The following is a 24,599-nucleotide window of genomic DNA, read 5'->3' on the forward strand; positions in this document are numbered from 1 at the left end:
ATTGAGGAGGAGTAGTAGCCAATGGCCCAAAAGTGTGTCTATGTTGCATTGTCATTTATTCTAGCAATGGTTCTCTTCGTTCATGATGACAGGGCTTTCGCAGCGGGTACGACCTATTATGTAAGCAGTTCGACGGGCAATGATGTTAATGACGGGACGAGCGCAGGCACTCCGTGGCAAACATTGGCGAAGATTTCTTCCCATACGTTTAACCCTGGCGATAAAATATTATTGAAGTCAGGTGACACTTGGAATGAAAGCGTTTCCTTGAGGGGTTCAGGAACGACACTGCATCCGATCCAAATTACCTCCTATGGCAGCGGGAGCAAACCAAACCTTCGATCTTCGGCCCCGGCTGTGGTAAGCATGACGAATGAGGGCGGATGGATCATTTCGGGATTGGACATAGAGTGTACGACGACGAATGCTCTGACCAGCCCGAGTACGGCGAATAGAGCGATCGATATTACTTATAACGTAGAAGGGAGCTGGTCGAATATCTCGATAGAAGGAAACCGGATCCGCGGGCCTGGCATTAACAGCAATTCGGAGGGCATTCTGATTTCGGCGGTTTATCCGACAAACAAGCATAGCGAAGTCGCACGAAATATCGTTATCAGCAATAATGAAGTTTATAACTTGGGTTGGAGAGCAATCGGAGTAGCCGGTTGGGATAGCACATTATCGGATAGTCATAAAAGCTCCGCGTTGTTCCGCAATGTGAAGGTTCACAATAATGTGGCATATCAGCTTGGAAATCAAGGGATCGTCATTGGGAATTCAAATCATAGTACGATTAAATGGAATGTCGTTCATGATGCCGGTCAATATACCGGTGCCGGGGTTACCTGGGGACCGGGAGGAATTTGGCCGATCGCGAGCTCGTACGTCGATGTCATGTTTAACGAGGTTTACAATATGTCCGATAGTAATACGGGGCATGATGCATCCGGATTAAACATTGATTGGTCTAATGAATATATCAACGTGCAATATAATTACGCTCATGATAATAAAGGCAACGGCGTAACGACGATGGCGAACATTAATTCAAGAATCACTGAGAATAAAGTGAAGAGCAACCGCGGAGAAACTTCGATCGGAACGGGCCAAATCGCATTAAGCGACTTTACTGCGGATACGGGAAGATATTCAGGCTTGAAAAATCTCATTGTTGCAAACAATTTAATCGTGGTGGATCAAGCGAATACGAGCGCGTTAAGCAGCAAAGATACGTCGTCCGGGAACTCTTGGTCGGGAGATTCGTTCCAGAATAACCGGATTGTCATGACGAACGGAATTCTGGGAACTTCGGCTTATAATATTGGCTTAAGTGCACCGGTTGATCTTATCAATGACAATCGATTCTATCAGGCAAGCGGGACGGCATTTCAAGCAGAAAGGTTTGGGGTCAGCTACGGCACGATGGCAGCATGGAGAAGCGCAACAGGATTTGATCTGGGCAGCACCGTCTCCGTATTGGATAACGCGGCGCCCGGAAATCCATCTGGGGGATCGGCAACATGGAATAGCGGAAGCTTGGGAATATCGATAACTTGGACGGCGGCTTCAGATGCAGGTTCAGGACTTAATCACTATAATATTTACCGATCAACGACTCCAAGTTTTACGCCTGCCTACAGCAATATGGTTGGAGAATCAACGACGGCAAGTTTTACTGATAGGCAAGAGCTTCAAAGCGGCACGACCTATTATTATTTGATCGAAGCCGAAGACAACAATGGCAATATTAGTTCAGGTACAACGCCGGCAAGCGCGATCAGCGGCACCATTCCGGCCTTGACAAGAAAGTTTGAAGCCTTCAAGGACGTTGGGGTGATCGCGCAGGGACCGGTTTGGTACTATCACAAATGGGATGGCACGAATTACACGCCACTCGCAAATTACTACGCTCCTTGGAGAATGTGGCGGGACGGCTCGACTTTCTTAACGGTCGGTGAAAATCTGCAATCTCCGGATGGCAGCGATTCTGTAAGAACTTGGCTAGCGCCGGAGGACGGCGAAATTACGCTCTCGTCTAACGAAGCCATTCGCATATTGAACACGGGGGCGGGAGCGGACGGCGTAAACGTGAGGATTTTGAAAAACAATGCGCAAATTTGGCCGGCGAGCGGCTGGCAACAGGTCATCTACGGAACAACAGTTTCTTCCCCTACATTAACGCTCGATGTGATCAAGGGCGATGCGATACGATTTGTTGTCAATCAGAATTCGACCAATTTGTACGATACGGTCTATTGGAACCCAATCGTAAACTATAATTCCACTTACTTGTTATCCGATAACTTCGAGGGCTCCACAGGAAGATGGGCGGTGCAATCAGGCAGTTGGTCGGTTGTAACGGATAGTTCCAGTAAGAAATACAAGCAGACTGGCTATTCGGGAGGCCTTACAACGGCAGGGACCGACTCGTGGAGCAACTACACGCTAGCTAGCGATATTCATATAAGCAATGCGGCGGCAGGAGGCGGTTTCGCGAATCTGGTATTTCGGCTAACTGATGCAAACAATAAATATTTTGTCTTTATCAGCAATATGCATGGGATTGAGATCAAGAAAACGATAGCGGGAACCCAGACGGTGCTGGCTTCGAAAGCTCATACGATCAACGTCGGGACGACTTATCGCGTGTCAGTTGAAGTTACCGGCAATCGAATGGACATGTATGTGGATGGCGTTCTTCAATTAAGTGCAACAGATCCTGCTTTTACGTTCAGCAAGGGGAAGATTGGGCTAGAAACGTATAATGCGACTGTGCTTTACGATAATTTTATACTCGCCGAACAATAGGAACGCAGGACGCCTCGATCGCTGATCGGGGCATTTTTTTAAAAACTGCCAGAAAGTATAAATTTCTAAGAGCGTGGCAGGTTCGTGATGCTTTTAACGATGAAAAACATCGTAAAAGTAGCAGATCCTCTCATTTCTTCATCCCCAGCGCCCTTTGCCCGCGGGGAAATTTCCTCTAATCAAGAGGAAAACCCTTGCTGGCTGTCCGTTTGAGCTTGGTGTTCGTGTGATTCGTGTGATTGTAGCTAAAGAGAGGGAATGGCTGTGGGTGGAAGAGCGGTAGCGTCCGCCTTTAAAGATTTGTTCCTACCTCCTCATCGATACCATTCAGGGAACAAATCTTTAACAGCGGCTGGAGCCCACAGCCATTCCCTCCCCGCAACGCACCCAAGTCACGAACACGCACATCAAAGGACGCCGCAAGGCGTTTTTTCTCAGCCCTAAAACATCGTAACAAACTACATCCAATGTTCTATTCTCAGCACATATTACGGGAAGGTCGCCTATGATAAAATCTAAATAGGAAGAGAGTTAGCAGACGTGGATAGGGAGAGGAGGCAGGTGAGTGGAGCGCGTAAAGGATGATGATACAGCCGTGAGCATGTCTGAGATCTCCATCAATGTTCCGACATGGAGTGGGTATAAGAGAGTTAGCGTCGCTGATTTCGGTGCTAGATCGGAGGAAGGCTATTGTAACGGAAAAGCTTTCCAGAATGCTATTGATTATTGTAAACGGGAACGTTCGTCAGAGCTTGTCGTTCCTTCGGGAATATATCGATTTTATAATGGCAATCATCCTAGATTCGAAGGGATGCTCGATTTTCAGTTCGATGGCGGAGGTTCGGAATTCATCTTTTCTACAGTGAAAGTCTTCTTTACGATAAAAAATTGTGTACGGACAATATTCAAAAATTTCACTGTCGATTGGGACTGGAAAAGCGGGCAATTGGCTAGCATTGGACAAGTACGGGAAGTGGCCTCAGACATCACTTATTTCGATCTACACTTTCCGGAGTATGCGCAAGTACCCGATGATCTGAACATACGGACATTAAATGCGATGAACCCACTGACACTTTCTGCAGGCTGCGAGTTAGGTCGTGAATTCCATGCAAACCATTTCCGGAATATTAGTCGCCAAGATCTCAATACGTTCCGAATTGCGCTATCCAACCCCGAGGATTTTCGCTTTCTGAATCCTGGGCAAACTTACATCGTACGCCATTTCATTTATGACGCGAACGCTTTCGAACTTAAAAGCAATCAGCATTTGCAAATCGAGCATGTAACGATCTATTCCGCGCCAGGACATGCTTTCATGGCATCGGGTGATCAACGCCATTGGGCGCTGCGACATTGCAGAATTGTGAAGCGGCCGGGAACGACGCGCTGCATTTCCGTCACAGCAGATGGTTCCCATATCACTAATTCTCTAGGTTACTTTATGATTGAAAACTGCGATTTTAGCTACAACGGAGATGATTGCCTGAACATTCACGATAATTCCGTCCAGGGTTTCGAGCGAATCGATGATCGGACGATAAGCTTAATTCGTGTGCTAGCATGGCGTAATCCCTTTGCGCTAGGGGACGAAATCGAGTTTCGAAATGAAGATCTGTCGCCTGTCGGGATTACGGGGCGTATCGCAGGCGTGGAATGGAATAAAGCGTATAACAGCTGCACGCTTACCTTTGAAAAACCGATCCCTGCCGAGGTTTCAGAACGCGCGATACTTTTTAATCGAAGATATGATTCCGGCAACTATATCGTTCGCAACAATTTCTTTCATCATAACCGCGCAAGAGGGATATTGCTACATTCCGGCAACGGCTTGGTGGAGAACAATCATTTCTTCATGAATCAAGGGTCCGCGATCCAGATTGAGTGCGGTTCCGAGTCCCGCTGGTCGGAAGGATTTGGAGTAAGCAATCTGCATATCCGCAATAATCTAATTGACAGCTGCGATGTGAATCACTGGAACATGGCCGTTATTTACATGGGTGTATATCTTGTCAAGGGAAGAACGCAATATGCAATTTTTGACCGAGTGTGGATCGAGAATAATACGATTATCAATTGTCCGCAGCAAACGGTTTATGCGTCATCGTGCAGAAGGGTATATATCCGCAATAATGCGATTCTGAATTCCAATGCAGGGAGGCTCAAATCGTATGCCGACGGAGACGAGAATGGCGTGCTCCATCGAGAATATTATCAGGGAAGCTTAATGGCAAGCCATTGTAACGAGGTTTGGGTCGAGAACAACAGAAGATTGTCCACGGTTGCAACAACAGAGGATCATATTTATATCGATTATGCGACTAGCACGAATGTGAATTTGCTTAATAATATCGGGTTCAATTGAGACGACAGCCGATTCAGGCTGCAGAAGAAAACGGGTGAGCTATTAATATGGCGACAATCGGGGCGAAAGCCGGAACAGGTACGGATGTGGGCAGAAGAATAGTCAAATATAAAATGCTGTATCTTATGCTGCTCCCTGCCGTTACGTTTTTATTGATATTTAGTTACATCCCCATGTATGGAGCATCAATCGCATTTAAAGAATTTTGGATTACGAAAGGAATTTTAGGCAGTCCATGGGTAGGATTTAAGCACTTCGAACAAATTTTCGCGACCGATAAGTTCTGGCAGGTTTTCACCAACACAATCGAAATCAATTTATTGCGACTCATATTTGGATTTCCTGCTCCGATTATTCTGGCTATTCTCTTGAATGAAGTAAGGCACAGGGTTTTCAAACGGTCGATTCAAACGATTATTTATTTGCCCCACTTCATCTCGTGGGTGACGATTTCGGGCATCCTGTTCGCGCTGTTGTCCAACGAGGGTTTGGTTAATAGCATTATTGTTTTGTTCGGCGGTGAGAGCATTAATTTCCTGACGAACAATGAAATGTTCCGGCCGCTGCTGATCATCTCGGGCATGTGGAAGGAGACCGGATGGGGGACGATCATTTTTCTGGCGGCATTGTCAGGCGTTAATCCGGATCTGTATGAGGCTTCCGTGATAGATGGCGCCAACCGCTGGAAACAGATTGTCCATATTACGCTGCCGAGCTTGCTGCCCATCATATCGATATTGTTGATTCTGAATTTCGGAAGCATGATGAACGGCGGATTTGACCAGGTGTTCAATATGTACAATCCAATGGTTTATGAAAGCGGAGATGTTATTGATACTTATGTATACCGCATCGGGTTAACGCAAGGCCAGTATAGCGTTGCCACCGCAATCGGATTATTTCTGAACGTGATTAATTTTGTACTTCTTATCGTAGTCAATAGCGCCGCCAAGAAAATGAACGGCCACGGCATTTACTGAGGTGATGGAATGATGGTGCGATCTTCGAGTGTCGCCGGCAAAATATTTGATGTGTTGAACATTATTTTCTTGATTGTTATGGCATTCATTATGCTTTACCCATTCTGGCATGTTCTGGTGGGATCCGTGCTTCCGTATGAGGAAGCGATTAAGACACGCTTTAATTTTTTTCCGCGAAACTTTTCTTTTGAAGCGTACAAATATGTATTTTCCAAGAAAACGATTCTTATGTCGGTTATCGTTTCCGTATTCGTTACGGTAGCCGGCACCTTATATCAGTTATTCGTTACGGCTATCGCGGCTTATCCGTTAACGAAACAGGATCTTCCGGGCAGATCGGCTATTTTTCTTTTTATTATTTTCACGATGTTTTTTGGCGGGGGACTTATACCTTATTACTTGCTGATTAAGAGTCTTGGGATGGTAAATAGTTTGGCAGTCATGATCATTCCTGCCGCTTTTAGTACGTTCAACATGATCGTGCTCAAAACTTTTTTTCAAAATATTCCGGTTGATCTAGAAGAATCGGCGAAAATTGATGGGGCAGGTTATATGAGAGTGTTCTTCCAGATCATTCTCCCTTTATCAGTTCCCGCACTGGCTACCATCGCTTTATTTATCGCGGTAGGACAATGGAACAATTGGTATGTTCCGATGCTGTTCCTCAATGATAAGGATCTCTGGCCATTGGCGATGGTATTAAGGGATGTTCTGATTAATAACAATATGGAATTGACCCGCAGCGGCAGCTTCGTAAGTAAAGAATTCATGCTGGGAGACACCATTAAGAATGCGATTGTGATGGTTTCCGTTATTCCCATCATCATTGTATATCCTTTCATTCAGAAGCACTTTGTGAAAGGGGTGATGATTGGATCAATCAAGAGTTGATAGTCAGATCACTAGAATGCGTTTATTATTCATTAAAGGGGAGTAGTGAACAACATGTTGAATGGAAGGAAAAATCTCATTTTATTGCTAGCAATTGTGTTGTTATTAGTTGGGATTATTGCAGGATGTGGAAGTAATGATGGGAAAAGCGAAGCGGGTACGTCTGCTCCACCTGCAAGCCCTGGTTCTGAAACAGTCGTTGAAAATGCTAAGCCTGTTGAATTATCCGTATTTAGTTGGATGTTCGAGGGGGCTGACGCGCAGGATTCTCAAATCTATAAGTATTTGCAGGAGAAGCTCAACATCCGGTTGAAGCCGATTACGGCTTCGTGGAATGACTGGGAAGAGAAGCTAAACGTGATGATCGCCTCAGGGGAGATGCCCGATGTTTTTGTCTCCTATGGCATTGACCGTCCGGTTCAATACCGTCAGTGGATTAAAGAGAGCATGCTCCTGCCGCTTTCTGACTACGCGGAGCAGTATCCGAATGTTAAAGCGTCGCTGGCCAACTTTGAACATTTAGCTAAAACAACCGACAACAAGCATTATGCGCTTCCTATATTCAATGAATCCGGAAGTGGCAAGATGGCGGTGAGCGGGCACAATATTCTGATTCGCAAGGACTGGCTGGATAAGCTGAATCTGGAATTGCCAAAGACGGTCGATGATTTCTATGCGGTTGCTAAGGCATTTGCCGAGGGTGATCCGGACGGCAACAATAAGAAAGATACGTACGGTTATTCCTCCAGCGCCGGAGGGATTTGGTGGCAATATCCACTGTTCAACGCTTTCGACACGAGCACGGATAGGTGGGAGAAGAAAGATGGGCAATGGGCACCTGAAGTGATATCCGATGAAACGAGAGATACGCTCAGTTTCCTGAACCAGCTTTATAAAGAAAAAATTCTCGATCCGGAGTTCATGATGAATACAGACGATCAGAAAATCGAGAAATTCATAACGGGCAAAGTCGGAATCATGTTTCATAACGCAAATGCGACCTTCTATAATGATTTTTATGATAAGTTCAAGCAGGCATATCCCGATACCGATCCGAAGTCGATTTTCACATGGGTAGGCACCTTGGTAGGGAAAACAGGCGCTCAGCGGATGGATGGCTTCAATAACTTCTGGGCGGAAACGTCCATTAATGCCAATATCCCGGATGAGAAAAAGAAAAAGGCATTGGAGCTGTTGGACTACCTGCTCTCAAGTGAAGGGCAGCAGCTTATGATGAACGGCATTGAAGGGGTCCACTACAGCAAAGACGGAGATAAAATCATACCCATCATGACGGATGAAGATAAGAAAAAAGACAAAGCCTTTTCATTAAAAGCATTGGTTTCATGGAATTCGGACTTCCTCGCCGACAGTACGCCTAATAAAGAGGAAATTGTCGCAATGAACAAGTCGACAGGCGACTTCGCCGTTCCGAATCCGTTAGCCTACTTAAACATTAACCCGGACGAACTGGATCCGAGTATCCCAAGCCAACTGAATGATTTGGTAAATGAAAAATTCGTAAAGATAATTGTGGAGTCCAAGGATGTTCCTGCGGATTTCGCTTCCTTCAAGGAAGAGTGGTTGTCTAAAGGCGGTACGAAAGTGATTGAAGCAACGAATAAACAGGCGCAGGTGGAAGGTCGCTAAATCTGGGGGGAGTTCATTTATGATACGAGACTCGGAGTTATCAGACTTGATAAAGTATGAGGATTTTCAGCCGGGCGAATTGTGGCTGGATACGAATGGAAAGCCTATTCAGGCGCATGGCGGCAGTGTTTTATTCGATAACGGTATGTATTACTGGTATGGTGAGAATAAAGACGGCCCGAACAGCCTAAGTCGGATCGGTATTCAGCGCGTGGACGTAATTGGCATATCCTGCTACTCTTCAAGCGATTTATACAACTGGACATTCGAAGGCATCGCATTGCCTGCGATTTCCGATGATCCGAATCATGACCTTCATCCGTCAAAAGTGGCGGAGCGTCCGAAGGTTCTGAAGAACGATCAGACTGGCCAGTACATCATGTGGCTTCATGTGGATAATGAGGACTATACGTTGGCTAAAACCGGTGTGGCCATAAGCGACAATCCAGCAGGACCCTTTGTATATATGGGAAGCAAGCGCCCTAACGGCGTGGATAGCCGGGATATGACATTATTTAAAGATGAGGATGGAACGGCGTATTTAATTCATTCGTCTGACTGGAACAAAACCCTGATCATATCGAGGCTAACGGATGACTATACAGATTTGAATGGTGAGTTTACGAAAGCGTTCATCGACCAGTCCCGGGAAGCGCCGGCGGTGTTTAAACATGCGGGGAGGTATTACTTGCTATCCTCGGGTTGTACGGGGTGGTATCCCAATGCAGCTCTTGTTGCCGAGTCGGATCGGATGATGGGGCGGTGGGAGCTCAAGGATAATCCGTTAAGCGGAGTGAATGCCCGGAAAACGTTCTATGCGCAGAGCACGTATGTGTTTCCTGTCCAGGGATTGGAGAACAGCTTTATTTTTATGGCTGACCGATGGTGGCCGGAGGAGCTTGCGGATTCTAGATATGTATGGCTTCCTGTCACTTTTATGGATGATGGGATAGAAATCAAGTGGGCGGATCGCTGGGATTTGAATACGTTTCGAAAATGAATACTTGAATTCAGGGGCTGTCTTAAAAGGTTAATAAACCTTGAGAGCAGCCCTTTTTCATACTGTTAAATATGTGGATACGTCTATCCAAAATAGGGCATTGAAAACAGAGCCACATATAAGATGACTCTTATAAATTTGAGTATCCATTTTATTTCCAAGATAAGAATTTTAATCCAAATTTTGGGGTGAGGTGTTAGGAAGATTGAATTATTGACTATCTGCTATAAACAAAAGCCCCCTCACATAGTAAGGGGGTCAAGATTTTGAATCTGGGATGCGGTCGGAGGGATTTGAACCCTCACGCCTTGTGAGCGCCACCCCCTCAAGATGGTGTGTCTGCCGTTCCACCACGACCGCGCATCCATGCGGAATGAATTGCTCTTCCGGTTTGTTTATGGTGACCCGTAGGGGACTCGAACCCCTGTTACCTCCGTGAAAGGGAGGTGTCTTAACCACTTGACCAACGGGCCTCATTGTTTCTATCTGAGGGATATCGCTTTTGTGCGACAAAAATCATTATACTTCATTCTTTCACGAATGACAAGCATTATTTAATAATATTTTTATAGCTGGCAAAATGAAAGATTTATCGGTCGTGTCAGCCGTGATTTACGCGGATATTTTGAGTATCTGTATTTTATGGTATGCTGAGAGCATTATAGAAATAAGAGGTGCAAGATGAATATGCTGCTGTATTGTCCTTCCACAGGGAAGGTCCGGGAGGAGCCTGTCCGGGTGCCTCAAGGGGATGAAGTGGTATGGATTCGTATGCAGGACCCAAAGCCTGAAGAAGTGAAGCAAGTTCTAGGAACTGAGTTTGACTGTCACCCGCTGCTTGTTGAGGATGCTGTTATGCTGAATCAGCGCCCTAAAATGGATAAGTACAAAAACAACTTTTTTCTTACCTTTTTTGCTGTGACCAAGAGTCTGAAGCCTGTAGAAATAGGAATCGTCATCGGAGAGAATTATGTGATTACTGTCTGTAAGGAAGAGCTGACTGTTCTGGACCATCTGTACCGGGATTGCAAGGAGATTGAAGGCAGGATGAGCCATCCGGGCGTTATGCTTCATGCTCTGCTGGATCATTGTGTGGATGATTATACCGACATTGTCGATCATATTGAGAGCCGTGTTGAAAAGATGGAGCGGGGCATTTACAAAAATCCGTACATGAAGATCGCGCAGGAGGTTTTCCAGCTAAAACGCACTCTGCATAAGCTCAGACGTACCATTATAGAAGAAAGGGCGATTTTAGGCACCATCAGCCATCAAAGCTTCCCGTACACGAAGCAGGAGGATGATGTGTATTTTATCGATATCTTCGATCATATTTCGCGGGTAGTCGATTCCCTGGATATTTTTCGCGAGTCGTTGACAGGACTGCTGGAACTGCAGATGAGCATGAAGTCTGACCGCATGAACGAAATTATGAAGACTTTGACGCTGTTTAGCTCGATTTTTCTTCCGCTGACTTTCATTGTTGGTCTCTATGGTATGAATTTTAAGTTTATGCCTGAATTCGAGTGGCATTACGGGTATGTTTACGTGCTGCTGCTGCTGATCGTTGTTGGGGGTTCCACATGGATTTATTTTAAAAAGAAACGTTGGTTCTAAGTGCAAAAAAAAAAGCCGCTGCAGCAGCGACTTCTTCTTGTTCTTGCAAATCCGGCTAGTTAACCTACGGAGAGGGAGGGATTCGAACCCTCGCACCGCTTACGCAGTCTAATCCCTTAGCAGAGGATCCCCTTATAGCCACTTGGGTACCTCTCCAAATTACTGCAAGTAATGAAAATAATATGGCTCCCCGAACAGGACTCGAACCTGTGACAACTCGATTAACAGTCGAGTGCTCTACCAACTGAGCTATCAGGGAACGTTTAGTGCAATTTCAAATTTATCATGAATGGGTGTCCAAGTCAAGCGGATATACTTTCAATTTGCCTCTGCATTTGCCACAGGCGAATTTTCGCACGTCGACTTTCCTTTTGCGGTAATATTCAGTCTTGCAGGCTACACATTCGAGCCGGTATCGATAAGGCTGCTTGGTTGAAGCCCGCGGTGAGGCCTGACAAAATCGGGAGCCCCCGACTTGCTTCAGCAGCAGCTTGAAATCCTGATCACGGTGCATATAGCCTCTCTTCAAAATATGGAGGTGATAGTGGCAGAGCTCATGCTTGATGATTTTCTCCACTTCCACTTTGCCGAAGGTTTCCAGCTGAAGTACACTGATTTCAATGTCATGCGATTTGGTAAAATAGCGCCCCCCGGTTGACCTCAGTCTGCGGTTAAAGCGTGCCTGGTGCAGAAAGGGTCTACCGAACGATGATTGTGATATTTGCTCCACCCACTGCTGCAGCTCTGCGTCATTCATTGGAGAAACCCACCTTTTCTTAAGCTCTCACTTGAATTTGTACCCCAAGAGCCGCTATACTGTCAAGTATAAAAGAAGTTTGTACGAGAGGGGAACCAGATACTACCATGCCATCCATGAGATATGCGATACTAAAGCTGCACGATCAATTGCAATTTGTAGAAATGCCGTCCTCTTACACATACCAGCTTACCGCGCTGAACCGTAGATTGCATAAGGAGCTCGAAAAGCTTACTGCCGCCAACATCCCGCAGCTTCCCCACGTTATTGCTGAGTGCAATGATCTGGAGCTTGTAGGTACGGAATTCGTCGTTATAAATGGACTTGATTATATTAATTTATTAGAGAAAACCTTTGTTGCGGTTCGTGAGGATGCCTATCCGCTGATCTCCTTGCTGACAGAAATCAGAGCGCTTCAGGCACAGCTGGAGCAGTGGTATGAAGAAGAGTTAGAAGCTTAACAAGGACCTGCACCTATGCGCCCTTTTTCCCATATGCTGATACTACTCAAAGCGGGAAGGGGAGGGGCACATGCCGCAATGGCTCAGCAATCAAATCATGGGGGCTTTCCTGAACAAGAACAAAAGGCAAATCCGGTTACTGAACGATAGTTGGTTCTTTTACCGCACGCGCAGCTCTGATAATAAACAATGGATGGACCCTCATACGACGGAACACCCAAATAAACTTAAATAGCAGCAGCGAAGCAGCAAAAGGGCTCCTCGGGTATCATAACCTGGGGGGGCTTTTTTGGCTTTTCTCTGAGCGTATGCTTCAATTTAACGATGTTTTTCATCACTAAAGCAAGTGTTCCAGGTTAATCGTTATATGAACACGAATGGCCTCAATGGGCGGATATAAGGGATTTTAACGATGAAAATCATCGTTAAAGTAGTAGGTCCACTCGGTTGTAGACGATGGCGGGGCCGTTCTTCAGTCCCAGCGTCTTGGTCAGCCAGGAAATCTCCTCCAATCCAGAGATAAACCTTGCTTGCTGTCCGTTTGAACGTAGCGTGTTCTGCACTTTGTTGCTGAAGAGGGAAGGGCTGTGGGTGGAAGAGCGGTAGCGTCCGCATTTAAAGATAGGTTCCTACCGCCTAAGTCTAATAAAGGGGACCTATCTTTAACAGCGGCTGGAGCCCACAGTCATTCCCTCCCCCTAACACAAGCGTCACGAACACGCACCTCCAAGCACGCCGCAAGGCATGCTTTTCATTATTTACAGTCTATAGAAAGTAAGATATAATCAAAGTGGAATAATTAGATACGATGTATCACAATAAGAGACGATTTAGACGAATTAGACGACTTAACAGTAGCGAGCGATTTAGAGCTTAAGCAGAGCCAGCTACTCATACTTGGGAGGAATAACATAATGGCGGGAACAACTTATTCAATGCGCCCTAGCCGCGTGCTGCAGAAGCTTAGAGCTGGAGAAGTAGCTTATTGTACGAAGCTGAACTTAGGTGATTCGAGAGCTGCGGAGATCGCGGCTATGAGTGGTTTTGATTGTATTTGGACCGATATGGAGCATGTGCCGAATGACTGGTCTGTGGTGGAGAAACAAATTTTGGCCGCGAAGGTGCATGGCGTTGACACGATTGTCAGGGTAGCCCGCGGAAGCTATAGCGATTACATCAGGCCTCTGGAGATGGATGCTACTGGCATCATGGTGCCGCATATTATGAGCCTTGCAGATGCTAAGGCTGTTATTCGCAGCACGAAGTTTCACCCCCTCGGTCTGAGACCCGTAGATGGCGGAAATGCAGATGGCGCTTATTGTAATATAGATTTCCTGGACTATCTGAGCCAGGCCAATGAGCAGCGGTTTAATGTGCTGCAGATTGAAGATGTGGAAGCTCTGGATGAGCTTGAAGCTATTATTGCCCTTCCGGGTCTGGATATGATCTTTTTTGGCCCCGGCGACTTCAGTCAGTCTATCGGAGCTCCTGGCCAGATGGATCATCCGCTGCTGCTTGAGACGCGCAAGAAGATTGCTGAGCTCGCTCTTAAACATGGCAAATTTGCCGGAACGGTTGGTGCGGTAAGCAACTGTGAAGACTTGGTAGCGATGGGCTACAGCTTTATTAGTATTGGTGCCGATGTGATTGCGCTGAACCAATATTACCAGAACATTATTGGTCAATTGCATAAGCTTGAAAGCAAAAGCATTACAAGTGTATATTCCGATAAAACAGAGGAGGGTACTGTGTGAGTATTCTGAATTCGTTCTCTTTGGAAGGTAAGGTAGCTCTTGTTACTGGGGGAGCTGGCATGTACGGAAGGCAAATTGCTATGGCCCTGGCTCAGGCTGGTGCTGCAACGAACATAACGTCCCGCCACCTGGATCAACTTCCGGTTATGGAGGAGAGCTACGCAGAAAGCGGAGTAACTGTGAAAGCGCACAACTTGGATCAGGAGCATGAGGAATCCATACTGGCCTTGCGCGATAAGCTTATGGCTGAGCATGGCCGTATCGATATTCTCGTTAACAATGCGGTGGCAAGGACGATGGGCTCATGGAACGATCCGCTGGAAGCTTTTGCCCAAAGCATGCAGATTAATGCAACGGGTCTGTTCTCCTTAACGCGTGCGTTTGGAGATATTATGGCGGAGCAGGGCTCAGGCTCGATTATTAATATTGGCTCCATTCAAGGCATGGTTGGGCCGGATGCTACGTTGTATAAGGATATGGGCTTTCATGGCATGGTGCCGGATTATTTCTTTCATAAGGGCGGCATGATCAATTTCACCCGCTTCGTTGCCAGTTATTATGGTCCCAAAAATGTGCGCTGCAACTGCGTAAGCCCTGGAGGGCTTGCATCCCATCGAACACCAGAGGCCTTCGTGGAACGCTACAGTGATCGGACGCTGCTGGGCAGAATGGCTAATGAGACGGACTTGATGGGCAGCATCGTTTTTTTAGCTTCTGAAGCTTCTGTTTACCTTACTGGTGTTAACCTTCCTGTAGACGGCGGTTATACGGCAAAGTAAAATGTAGAAGAAAGCATTCCAAATTAGAAAGAGCAGGCGAACGGAGCTATGGACCCTAAAAACGAAAAGTTAAAGGCCATTATCAATGGGAAGCTGGTAACCACAGAGAGCGTTATTGAGCGTGGAGCTGTTGTTATTCAAGGAAAGACCATTATCGATTGCGGCCCGTACGATGAAGTTACTATTCCTGAAGATGCTGAAATTATCGACGCAGAAGGACTTCACATTGTGCCTGGATTTGTGGACATTCACTGCCATGGCGGCGGCGGGGTGCTCGCTTATCAGCATCCTTATGAATTTGCCTGCGCCCATTTGAAATTCGGAACAACGGCTATTCTTCCTACTCTTTCTTACAATGAAAGCAAGGAACAAATGGTTACAGGTGTAACCGATATTGTAGAAGTCATAAATTCCAATCGTATATATAGTGAAGCTATCATTGGCATTCATATGGAAGGGCCTTATATTAACCCTAAGTATGGGGCGATCACTTCCCCAATCAGACCTGTGGACCCGGAGGAGTATGCTGAGATTCTACGGATCGCCGGATCACACATCAAGGTGTGGACGTTAGCACCCGAGCTGGAGGGTCAGGAGGGCTTTGTGGAGGCCGCGAGCCAGTATGGCATTGCTTTATCTGTTGGACACTCGGAAGCCACGGCAGAGCAAATATACCGCTTTGTAGCGCAAGGGCTGCGTATTGGCTGCCATTGCACGAATGCTTCGGGGACGACACCTTCTCCCAGCCGTTTGGGCGGGACGCGGGAATTTGGCGTAGATGAAGCTGTACTGCTTCACGACGATATTTATGCCGAAGTTATACCGGATGCAGGCGGAAATCACGTCAGGCCCAATATGCTCAAGCTGATTCTTAAAACCAAAGGGATCGACCGGGTGATCATCATTTCAGATGCGATGGATACCCCAGCAGGCGTGCGTCCTGGCGATGCTGACCGGGCTTATGCAGAAACAGAAGCAGAAGCAGATGGACCTGATTTGTCAGATGTTAATTTTAATGAAAAAGGTCACTTGGCTGGCAGTTTGCTTACGATGGATAAAGCGGTCCGCAACATGATTCGGCATACGGGCATTGATATCGTTAAGGCATTCCGCCTGGCTTCCTTAAACCCTGCTGCAGTTATTGGTATGGATCATGAGCTGGGCAGCATAGACAAAGGAAAAATAGCCAACATCCTGCTGGTTACAGATAAAGTGGAGATTCGAAAAGTGCTGCTGCATGGCGAGGTTGTAAATTTGTAATGTAGGCGAAGCTGCAAAATTGATATAATGGAATGTATATCAAATGCCAAGCCTAAGGAGATAGTGAATTTAAGATGAAAGATAGCAAAGTGAATATAGATGACAATGAAAATATAGAGGTTAAAGAAACTAAGGCCGCTAAAGAAGCTCCTTATTTTATGATCCAGTCTGTGGATAGGACGTTAAATATTCTGCAGTGCTTTATCGAAGAGCGCCGCCCCTTAGGGGTTAGTGAGGTTGCCCGTAAATTAAAGCTGCACAAAAGCGTCGTACACCGCCTCATGCTGACCCTGCAAGCCCATAGCTATCTGGAGCAAGTGAAAAATACGGACAAATATATGGTCGGACCGAAGGCTTTTGAATTTGGATCGGTATACACGAACTCAACGAATCTGGTTGATGAAGGCAGAAGGACGCTGGTCGAGCTGGTTGACCGTCTTGGTTTTACAGCTCACCTTGCTATTCTGGAAAAGGATTCCGTGCTTTATTTATTGAACGTAGAGCCCGAGAATCTAAAATATTTATTTGGTGCGGTAGGACAGCGAAGACCTATTTACAACACAGCGCTCGGAAAATGTTTGACAGCTTGGCTGCCTGAAGAAGAAGTCGTAAAGGCGCTGGAGAATTGCAAGTTCGAGAAGATGACGGATCATACGATTTTATCCTTGGAAGCTTTCATTACCGAGCTTGAGCGGGTGCGTCAAGTAGGCTTTGCCATCGATAATGAGGAGTCGTCATTTGGAGTGCGCTGCTTTGCGGCTCCGGTCCGGAATCAAGATGGCGAGGTTATTGCTGCGATAAGCGTCAGCGGCTATGCTGTGGCCGAGGAGAAAATCAATGAATTCGGCATTACGATCAAAAGCATGGCGTCCCAATTGTCACGGAGAATGGGGCATTTTGAGTAGTTTTTTTATCCTTGAATCGAGGTGCGAATGATGGCATTACCTATGAAACAAGACACAATTCGTCTCGCTATGCTTGGAATGGTGGATGGCAACGGCCATCCCTATTCCTGGAGTGCTATGTTTAACGGATACAACCGCGAGCTGATGAATGAATGCCCGTTTGCTGGCATACCCGTTTATTTGAACAAGGAGCCCGCTGAAACGCTTCAGATTAATGGTGCCAATGTCACCCATATATGGACTGATAATCCAGATGATGCTGAAAAGGTGGCCAAGGCGTCCCTGATTCCCCATATCGTCACCAGACCAGAGGATGTCATTGGACAGGTAGACGCTGTCATCGTCGCTACAGATAAAGGGCATGAGCATGTAGAGCGCTGCCGCCCGTTCATTGAGGCGGGTATTCCCATTTTCGTGGATAAGCCGCTGGTGGACAATGAAAAGGATTTGCAAGTATTCACCGAGTGGGTCAATCAGGGGAAAGCGATTCTTTCTTCGAGCAGCATGCGCTACACCAAAGAATTTATTCCGTATCATCTTTCCACCCGTAATCTGGGGGAGCTTCGTTTTGCATCCATCACCATGGCGAAATCCTGGGAGCGTTACGGTATTCATGCCTTGGAAGGTATTTACCCGATTCTGGGACCAGGGTTTATTTCCGTGCGCAACACAGGTACTATCGATCGTAATGTTGTGCATCTGAAGCATGCGAGCGGAGCTGATGTCATCGTATCCGTTGTGTCTGATATGTATGGGGCTTTTGGGCTGCTGCAGCTTTGCGGCACGTCTGACCACGTATTCGTTAAATCCCAGGACTCCTTCTTTTCCTTTAAAACACAGCTGCAAAGCTTTATAACCTATCTGCGGACTGGGGAACTTCCATTTCCTTTTGAGGAAACTATTGAACTAATGAAGCTGATCATTGCCGGAATTCGCAGCCGCGAGGAGAATGGCAGAGAAGTATTCCTGTCAGAAATCAATGCTACCTAAGCAAAATCTTTACAAAGCGAGCAGTCACAATGTTGCCGGGCGGTAACAAAAATTGAATTGGGAGCGATCCATCCATGTATGAATCCTTGTTTTCATTAGAGCATAAAACGGTGGTTATAACAGGAGGAAACGGATTTCTGGGCAGTGCGATTGTCCGCGCGCTCTATGATTTCGGAGCCACGGTGGTCATTGCAGATTTAGAGGTAAAAGAGCAGGAGAAAGAAGATGCACGGATCATCGGTATCCGCTGTGATGTTTCGGACACTGCCTCTATCAAGGCTATGTTCGAGGAAACCAACAATCGCTGTGGCGGCATAGATGTGCTAATCAATTGTGCCAGTTATGGAGCAGGCTACGGGAAACAGGGCACTATTGAGCAGATGTCAGATGAGGATTGGCAAAAGGGGATAGACGGAGCGGCGGGTACAGCATTCCGCTGTACGAGGGAAGTGGTTCCCTATATGGAGGCGAGAGGCGGCGGCAGTATCGTCAATTTCGGCTCTATGTACGGGCTGGTTTCTCCGGATCCGTCTATTTACGGCGATAGCGGAGCGAATAATCCTGCCAACTACGGAGCGGGCAAGGCGGCAGTCACCCAGTTTACCCGTTACAGTGCAGCGCACTTAGCGGCGAAGGGCATTCGCGTTAACAGCGTATCTCCCGGACCATTCCCTAATCCACATTTTCAGCAGGACAAACAGTTTCATGAAGAGCTCAGCAAGAAAACAATGCTTAAGCGTGTAGGAAAGGCAGAGGAGATGATCGGCTCCATCCTGCTGCTGGCCTCCGGTGCTTCCAGCTATATGACGGGAACTAATATTGTAGTTGATGGCGGTTGGACTGCTTGGTAGAAGTGGTAAAGAAGCAGTAAGAAGCAGTGGTATAAAGGAAGAATGATGGTTTTAAAAAAAATACGTAGCTCTACCCAAAACAAGTATTTGACTACATTAGGCCCAAAATGCTCTCTTATTCGCGAACCAGCTTGCATCGCTCCCTTTAACGATGTTTTTCATCGTTAAAAGATGAAATACCCAGCAACCCAGCACTTTAGCGATGTTTTTCATCGCTAAAGTGCCTTTTTTTACGCGAGAACCAGGTAGTGTCGCTCCCTTTAACGATGTTTTTCATCGTTAAAAGCTGAAATCCCCGGCAATCCTGCACTTTAGCGATGTTTTTCATCGCTAAATAAGACCCTGGCCATCTGATGTCCGACGGCCAGGGTTTTCCTGCTCCAAAAAAAGGTAAACGGCTGCGCTTGTCCCATCAGGGATAAAGCGCAGCCGTTGTGCCAATTAGTTAGATTACGAATTGGAACGGGAAAGTGAAATCGCGTCCCGCACGTACCCGTTTGCCTTCTTCAGTAGTGCCGCGGCTTCTGCTCCACTGCTGCCGATCAGAATCATCACGATCGCGGTTTTCACATGATGCCCGCATTCCTCGTAAGCTTGCTCAATGGTATCGGGGTCTGCACCTGTTGCCATTTCGATGAGCCGCTTGGCCCGGTATACCAATTTCTTGTTTGAGGATTGCATATCGACCATTAAGTTATCGTACACCTTGCCGCTTAAAACCATGGATGCTGTAGTCAGCATATTCAAGATAAGCTTTTGAGCTGTGCCGGCCTTCATCCGTGTAGATCCAAGCACTGCCTCGGGTCCGACGACGGCTTCGATCATGATGTTGGCAACCTTGCCCATTTCGGAATTGCTGTTGTTTGCAACGCCGACAACGGTTGCTCCCAGCTCGAGTGCTCTCTTCATTGCGCCGATCGCATAAGGCGTGCGGCCGCTTGCAGAGATGCCGACGACGACATCAAGCGAGCTCACTGCATGCCTGTCTACATCAGTTCGGCCCAACATATCATCGTCTTCGGCGCCTTCGACCGCATTCTGAATCGCTTCAACGCCTCCGGCAATAACGCCGATGACCTGATTGGGATCAGTGCCGTAAGTAGGGGGGCATTCCGATGCATCCAATATGCCCAGCCTTCCACTAGTGCCCGCACCAAAATAAAGCAGGCGTCCCCCAGCTTTGAAGCTGCTCACAATGGCTTCGACTGCCTTGCTGATTTCTGGAATGCATGCTTCTACAGCAGCGGGAACCTTCTGATCCTCTTGATTGATAAGCTTTATAATATCGATGGCTGATTTTTCGTCCATATGGCGTGTGTATTCATTTTGTTGCTCTGAAGTTAGGTCTTGGATGTAAAGATTCATGTTAATCCTCCTTTATATATTAAGCAGAAGCACCTTGCTGGAGCGTTTGTATTGCTTAGTTTTCTTGTATTGTTTGTATTACTTGTTTGTTCGATTGCTGGATTGCTGGATTGCTGGATTGCTTGTATTACTTGAATTGCCTATATTGCTCGCTCGTACGTTTGTTTGATTTGTTGTTAGTTTGTTTCGTTTTTTTGTTGCTTGTTTTGTCTTTCATAATGATTTGTTTGTTTTATTTGTTTTGTCTTTCAAAATGATCAGTTTGTTTGTTTTGCCTTTTTATTGTTTCGTTGGTTTCGTTTGTTCGTCTTCTTTATTCAACCCTCATCGCCAGCATAGCGGCTCCGTAAGAAGGCTTCTGTTCGGACAATGTAACGTTAGGCTGCGTCCATACAGATCCCAGCTGTTCCTTGTATGTGTCCCTGAACAAACGGGAATATTTGAAGATCGAACCAGTTACGGCAACAGGGGAATTCACGAACCATTCGTCCTTTGCGTATATGGCTGCTGTCAGGCCTGCAAGCTCTGTGGCTTCATTTGTAATAATGCCCTGGGCTGCCGGATCTCCTGCCTCTGAAGCTTGTATGCACAATTCTGCAAATTCGGCGATGTGCTTTTTTTGAATATGGGATTGATATATATACGTGCGCAGCTCAAGCGGGGAACTCAAGCCGTATTTATCAAGGATTAATTCGGTAAGCGCGGTAGGCGGGCGCACGCCATCATAGCTGAACATAACCGTCTGCAAGGCTTGAAGACCGATTTCATAACCGCTTCCCTTGTCACCGAGAATATGTCCCCAACCGCCTGCGCGATAAGTATGGCCAGCTGGTGTAATGCCATAAACAATGGCGCCGGTTCCAGCGATAGCGATGATGCCCTTGTTATCACCCAGTCCGGCCATTAGCGCAATTTCCGCATCATTTGTGACCCGGACCGGAAGTGCATGCACCCCGCGAATTGCGTAATACTGGCGAATATGCTGCTGGACGAGGAGCTTTTCTTGTTCCAAAGTAATTCCTGCAAGACCGAGGCAAATTCCTTGGCACAGCCCTGGCTCCAAAGAGATAGCCTCAGTAGTTCCTGGTTCCAAAGAACCTGGCTCAGTTGAATCTGACTCATTAGATCCTTGCTTGGCAGAATCTGACTCATTAGATCCTTGCTTGGCAGAACCTGACTCTTTAGATCCCTGCTCAGCAGAACCTGACTCATTAGATCTTTGCTCAATAGAACAAGACTCAGTAGATCCGGCCTCAACAGAACCCGACTCAACAGATCCTTTTTCATATAATCCATCCAAAAGCTCAGTGATATGGTCCATGGCTTTCTCGAAGGTTACAGCCTTGGGGTTGCTGGCTCCGCCTTTACGCAGGAACAATTCATGTCCATTCATATCGACAACGACCATTTCCGTTTTTGTGCCTCCACCATCGAAGCCAATCGTGTATTTCATTCTTTTCACCCGCTTTTTACTCAATTTACATGAATTTTTGATTCGTTGAGAATATTAATAGAATAATCTATAGAGGTGTAATTGTAAAATAAAATTTTACGAATTGGGAAGGGGAGAATCATTTAAATGCGTTATCACAAGAAAAAAATAATAAAATAAATTCACTTTGTATATAGAAGTTTTACAGCATACATCCTTATTTGAAAAGGTTTTACGTATGTAACTTCTTCTTATGGTTTACTTAATTGCGGGTATATAATCCATGAAAATATTTTGAAAGAAAATTTCATATTGAAATTAAATTTCAAAATGATATAATGACGAAGTGAGGCGGCAACAACAACATACCATTAACATTCAAAGAGGGGGGATGTGGGTTGAACAAGCAGGTGCTGGTAGGAGCGGATCAGCTTCCGGCAATCGGAGGCAAGCTGCTGAGAGGTAAGCGTTTCGCCATTCTCACTAATCCGACGGGGGTCGATTCCAGGTTTCGGTCCACGATTGATCTTTGCAAAGAGATTGAGGGTGCGGAACTGGCAGCATGCTTTGCATGTGAGCATGGTTTGCGCAATGAGAAACAGGCCGGTGTTTTGTTTGAGGATGAGATCGATCCGGAATACGGTATTCCTGTATACAGCCTTTATGGAACAAACCGTAAACCGACAGCGGAAATGCTGCGGGATATCGATGTAGTCATTTTCGACATTCAGGATCTGGGCATCCGGTTTTATACTTATCTAACTACACTTATTTATACGATGCAGGCTTGTGCTGAGAACAAGGTCGCACTGATAGTGCTGGACCGTCCTAATCCGCTTGGCGGCAACCGGATTGAAGGAGGCATTTTGCAGGAACGCTTTTTCTCGATGGTGGGACTGTGGAAGATGCCGGTCATGACAGGGATGACGATAGGCGAGTTTGCAAGGCTTGTGAACGGTCAGATGGAAGTGTCTTGCGACTTGCAAGTAGTACCTCTGGAGGGCTGGAATCGTTCTATGGAGTTTACGGACACAGGGCTTCCTTGGATCATGCCTTCACCAAATATGCCTACAATCGATACCGTTCGGGTGTATGCGGGTAACTGCGTGTTTGAGGGAACTAATGTATCCGAAGGTCGCGGGACGACGAAGCCTTTTGAAATGGTAGGCGCTCCTTGGCTGAAGCATAATAAGCTATGTGATGCCATGAACGACATGAAGCTGCCGGGCGTTTGGTTTCAACCTGTTACTTTTTCTCCTTCTTTCAAGAAGCATACGGGCGTTCTTTGCAACGGTGTTATGACTTATGTAACAGATAGAACGCAATTTCAATCTACAGAAACCGGATTGCGGTTGCTTCATCAGATCATGACGATGCATCCGGACGATTTCCAGTGGGTAGGAAGCGAAGATGGAAATTTATTCATTGATATTTTGACAGGCAGCGACATTGTGCGTACTACACTGCATGAGCCTGGTGCCCTGGAAGCCATAATTGCGAATTGGCGCAAGGATAGTGCGGAGTGGGAGCAAACTAGAAAGCCGTACCTACTTTATGAAGAAACTGGAGCAACTGTGAATGGATGAACAGACGGATTTCCGGGAAGCTGCGAACTGGGGGATATCCCCTGCTCAGTTAGACGGTGTATGGGAGCCGATCCGTGAGGCGATCAGACAGAAGCTTATTCCAGGAGCAACGGCAGCCATTCTATGGAAAGGCGGGCAAATTAGCTACGCGTCAGGCTTGGCCGTTGATACCAAGGAGAAAGCAGTGCCTGCGCGGTTCAATACGATTTATGACTGTGCTTCGTTAACGAAGGTTGTTGCAACTTTGCCTGTCCTGTTACTGCTGATAGATCAGGGCAAGCTAAAGCTTGAGGATCCAGTCGTTCATTACGTCCCGGAATTCGATCATGGCGGGAAGAGAGAAATAACGATCCGCCATTTGCTAACGCATACATCCGGACTTGCTGCTTCAGAAGACTTTCATACTCAAGCATGGGATTTGGAGCGGATTCTTCGCTCGATCGGAAATAAGCCGCTTTCCTACGAACCAGGGAAGCAGGTTATCTACAGTGATCTGGGATTTATCCTGCTGGGCGTTATTGCAGCCCGTCTGCTGAATATGAACCTGGATCAGGCAGCCAAGCAATGGATTTTTTCTCCGCTCGGTATGCTTGAAACCGGTTATTGTCCACCATCTGAGCTGCTGCCGCGCATTGCGGCTACCGAGCTGTCCCAAGAAACCGGTACGTATTGGCATGGCGTGGTACACGATGAGAATGCGCGTGCTGCGGGCGGTATAAGCGGCCATGCGGGGCTGTTCTCAACTGCTGGTGATCTGCTGAAGTACGCACGCATGTGGTTGAACAGCGAAGATAGCATACATCATAGTGTACTTTCACCATCTGTGATTGCGGCTTCAACTGGCTTGCAGACCTCCGGTATAAGTGGCAGCAGACGCGGTCTCGGCTGGGTGTTGAAGGGGGATCAGGCCGATGTGTCCGGTTCTTTCTCTAGCGAGGCTTATGGACACACCGGTTTTACGGGTACCAGCCTTTACTTTGATCCTCAGCTTGATCTGGCAGCCGTATTGCTCACCAATAGGGTACACTACGGACGAGGTCAAAACATTACACAACTGAGGTCGGATTTTCACGATGCCGCAGCGGCATTGATTCGTCCTTAATACTTCTTAGTCCAAACAAAACCAATCATTAGGAGGATTTACC

At 46.6% G+C, this 24,599-nt stretch carries 20 protein-coding genes and 4 tRNA genes; 17 read left to right on the forward strand and 7 right to left on the reverse strand.

Annotated elements, in window-relative coordinates; translation table 11 throughout:
* The first annotated feature begins 21 nt into the window (after positions 1-21).
* From J2Z66_RS22815 to J2Z66_RS22840, 6 genes are all read left to right on the forward strand, one after another.
* Positions 22-2,811 carry a right-handed parallel beta-helix repeat-containing protein gene (locus J2Z66_RS22815; RefSeq protein ID WP_209974706.1) on the forward strand — a complete coding sequence of 930 codons (2,790 nt, stop codon included), beginning with the start codon at positions 22-24 and terminating at the stop codon, positions 2,809-2,811.
* A gap of 565 nt (positions 2,812-3,376) precedes the next feature.
* Entirely contained in the window at positions 3,377-5,176 is a 1,800-nt protein-coding gene (locus J2Z66_RS43875) for a right-handed parallel beta-helix repeat-containing protein (RefSeq protein ID WP_209974709.1), read from the forward strand.
* Positions 5,177-5,223: 47 nt separating this feature from the next.
* Entirely contained in the window at positions 5,224-6,156 is a 933-nt protein-coding gene (locus J2Z66_RS22825) for an ABC transporter permease (protein WP_209974711.1), read from the forward strand.
* 9 nt (positions 6,157-6,165) lie between these two features.
* Entirely contained in the window at positions 6,166-7,047 is an 882-nt protein-coding gene (locus J2Z66_RS22830; RefSeq protein ID WP_245375763.1) for a carbohydrate ABC transporter permease, read from the forward strand.
* A 54-nt stretch (positions 7,048-7,101) separates the two neighbouring features.
* Positions 7,102-8,697, forward strand: a complete 1,596-nt coding sequence (locus tag J2Z66_RS22835) for an extracellular solute-binding protein (protein ID WP_209974713.1) — start codon at positions 7,102-7,104, stop codon at positions 8,695-8,697.
* 19 nt (positions 8,698-8,716) lie between these two features.
* The gene (locus J2Z66_RS22840) at positions 8,717-9,697 is read left to right on the forward strand and encodes a glycoside hydrolase family 43 protein (RefSeq protein ID WP_209974715.1); all 981 of its coding nucleotides are present in this window, start codon (positions 8,717-8,719) and stop codon (positions 9,695-9,697) included.
* Between the two features lie 278 nt (positions 9,698-9,975).
* Here J2Z66_RS22840 and J2Z66_RS22845 read toward each other — a convergent pair.
* Positions 9,976-10,057, reverse strand: a tRNA-Leu gene (locus J2Z66_RS22845).
* Between the two features lie 38 nt (positions 10,058-10,095).
* A tRNA-Glu gene (locus J2Z66_RS22850) sits at positions 10,096-10,170 on the reverse strand.
* A gap of 208 nt (positions 10,171-10,378) precedes the next feature.
* Between J2Z66_RS22850 and corA the strand changes: the two genes are divergently transcribed.
* A complete protein-coding gene (gene corA, locus J2Z66_RS22855; RefSeq protein WP_245375764.1) occupies positions 10,379-11,314 on the forward strand; it encodes a magnesium/cobalt transporter CorA in 936 nt (311 codons plus the stop codon).
* 67 nt (positions 11,315-11,381) lie between these two features.
* Here the strand turns inward: corA and J2Z66_RS22860 are convergent.
* From J2Z66_RS22860 to J2Z66_RS22870, 3 genes are all read right to left on the reverse strand, one after another.
* Positions 11,382-11,470 (reverse strand) — tRNA-Ser (locus J2Z66_RS22860).
* Positions 11,471-11,497: 27 nt separating this feature from the next.
* A tRNA-Asn gene (locus J2Z66_RS22865) sits at positions 11,498-11,573 on the reverse strand.
* 24 nt (positions 11,574-11,597) lie between these two features.
* Complete coding sequence (locus J2Z66_RS22870; protein ID WP_209974717.1) at positions 11,598-12,071, reverse strand: SprT family protein; 474 nt, start codon at positions 12,069-12,071, stop codon at positions 11,598-11,600.
* Between the two features lie 107 nt (positions 12,072-12,178).
* Between J2Z66_RS22870 and J2Z66_RS22875 the strand changes: the two genes are divergently transcribed.
* The 8 genes from J2Z66_RS22875 (at position 12,179) to J2Z66_RS22910 (ending at position 19,071) form a co-directional block, all read left to right on the forward strand.
* Complete coding sequence (locus tag J2Z66_RS22875) at positions 12,179-12,532, forward strand: hydrolase/acyltransferase (RefSeq protein WP_209974719.1); 354 nt, start codon at positions 12,179-12,181, stop codon at positions 12,530-12,532.
* 70 nt (positions 12,533-12,602) lie between these two features.
* A complete protein-coding gene (gene cmpA / locus J2Z66_RS22880; protein WP_209974722.1) occupies positions 12,603-12,767 on the forward strand; it encodes a cortex morphogenetic protein CmpA in 165 nt (54 codons plus the stop codon).
* Positions 12,768-13,446: 679 nt separating this feature from the next.
* On the forward strand, positions 13,447-14,286 hold the full coding sequence (locus tag J2Z66_RS22885; RefSeq protein WP_209974724.1) for an HpcH/HpaI aldolase family protein: 840 nt from the start codon (positions 13,447-13,449) through the stop codon (positions 14,284-14,286).
* On the forward strand, positions 14,283-15,065 hold the full coding sequence (locus J2Z66_RS22890; protein WP_209974727.1) for an SDR family oxidoreductase: 783 nt from the start codon (positions 14,283-14,285) through the stop codon (positions 15,063-15,065). The genes J2Z66_RS22885 and J2Z66_RS22890 overlap by 4 nt, the downstream gene beginning before the upstream one ends.
* Before the next feature lie 48 nt (positions 15,066-15,113).
* Positions 15,114-16,325, forward strand: coding sequence for an N-acetylglucosamine-6-phosphate deacetylase (locus J2Z66_RS22895; RefSeq protein ID WP_209974729.1), 1,212 nt, complete (start codon positions 15,114-15,116; stop codon positions 16,323-16,325).
* A 74-nt stretch (positions 16,326-16,399) separates the two neighbouring features.
* Positions 16,400-17,230 carry an IclR family transcriptional regulator gene (locus J2Z66_RS22900; protein ID WP_209974732.1) on the forward strand — a complete coding sequence of 277 codons (831 nt, stop codon included), beginning with the start codon at positions 16,400-16,402 and terminating at the stop codon, positions 17,228-17,230.
* 42 nt (positions 17,231-17,272) lie between these two features.
* Positions 17,273-18,220 (forward strand): Gfo/Idh/MocA family oxidoreductase, encoded by a 948-nt coding sequence (locus J2Z66_RS22905; RefSeq protein ID WP_245375765.1) that lies wholly within the window; start codon positions 17,273-17,275, stop codon positions 18,218-18,220.
* 74 nt (positions 18,221-18,294) lie between these two features.
* The gene (locus J2Z66_RS22910) at positions 18,295-19,071 is read left to right on the forward strand and encodes an SDR family oxidoreductase (protein ID WP_209974736.1); all 777 of its coding nucleotides are present in this window, start codon (positions 18,295-18,297) and stop codon (positions 19,069-19,071) included.
* Between the two features lie 450 nt (positions 19,072-19,521).
* Here J2Z66_RS22910 and murQ read toward each other — a convergent pair whose 3' ends face one another.
* On the reverse strand, positions 19,522-20,436 hold the full coding sequence (murQ, locus tag J2Z66_RS22915) for an N-acetylmuramic acid 6-phosphate etherase (RefSeq protein ID WP_209974738.1): 915 nt from the start codon (positions 20,434-20,436) through the stop codon (positions 19,522-19,524).
* Between the two features lie 313 nt (positions 20,437-20,749).
* Positions 20,750-21,889, reverse strand: coding sequence for an N-acetylglucosamine kinase (locus J2Z66_RS22920; RefSeq protein ID WP_209974740.1), 1,140 nt, complete (start codon positions 21,887-21,889; stop codon positions 20,750-20,752).
* 377 nt (positions 21,890-22,266) lie between these two features.
* Between J2Z66_RS22920 and J2Z66_RS22925 the strand changes: the two genes are divergently transcribed.
* On the forward strand, positions 22,267-23,454 hold the full coding sequence (locus J2Z66_RS22925; protein ID WP_209974742.1) for an exo-beta-N-acetylmuramidase NamZ family protein: 1,188 nt from the start codon (positions 22,267-22,269) through the stop codon (positions 23,452-23,454).
* A complete protein-coding gene (locus J2Z66_RS22930; RefSeq protein ID WP_209974744.1) occupies positions 23,447-24,556 on the forward strand; it encodes a serine hydrolase domain-containing protein in 1,110 nt (369 codons plus the stop codon). The genes J2Z66_RS22925 and J2Z66_RS22930 overlap by 8 nt, the downstream gene beginning before the upstream one ends.
* Positions 24,557-24,599 lie beyond the last annotated feature (43 nt).

Source organism: Paenibacillus eucommiae, assembly GCF_017874215.1.
Classification (GTDB): domain Bacteria; phylum Bacillota; class Bacilli; order Paenibacillales; family NBRC-103111; genus Paenibacillus_AI; species Paenibacillus_AI eucommiae.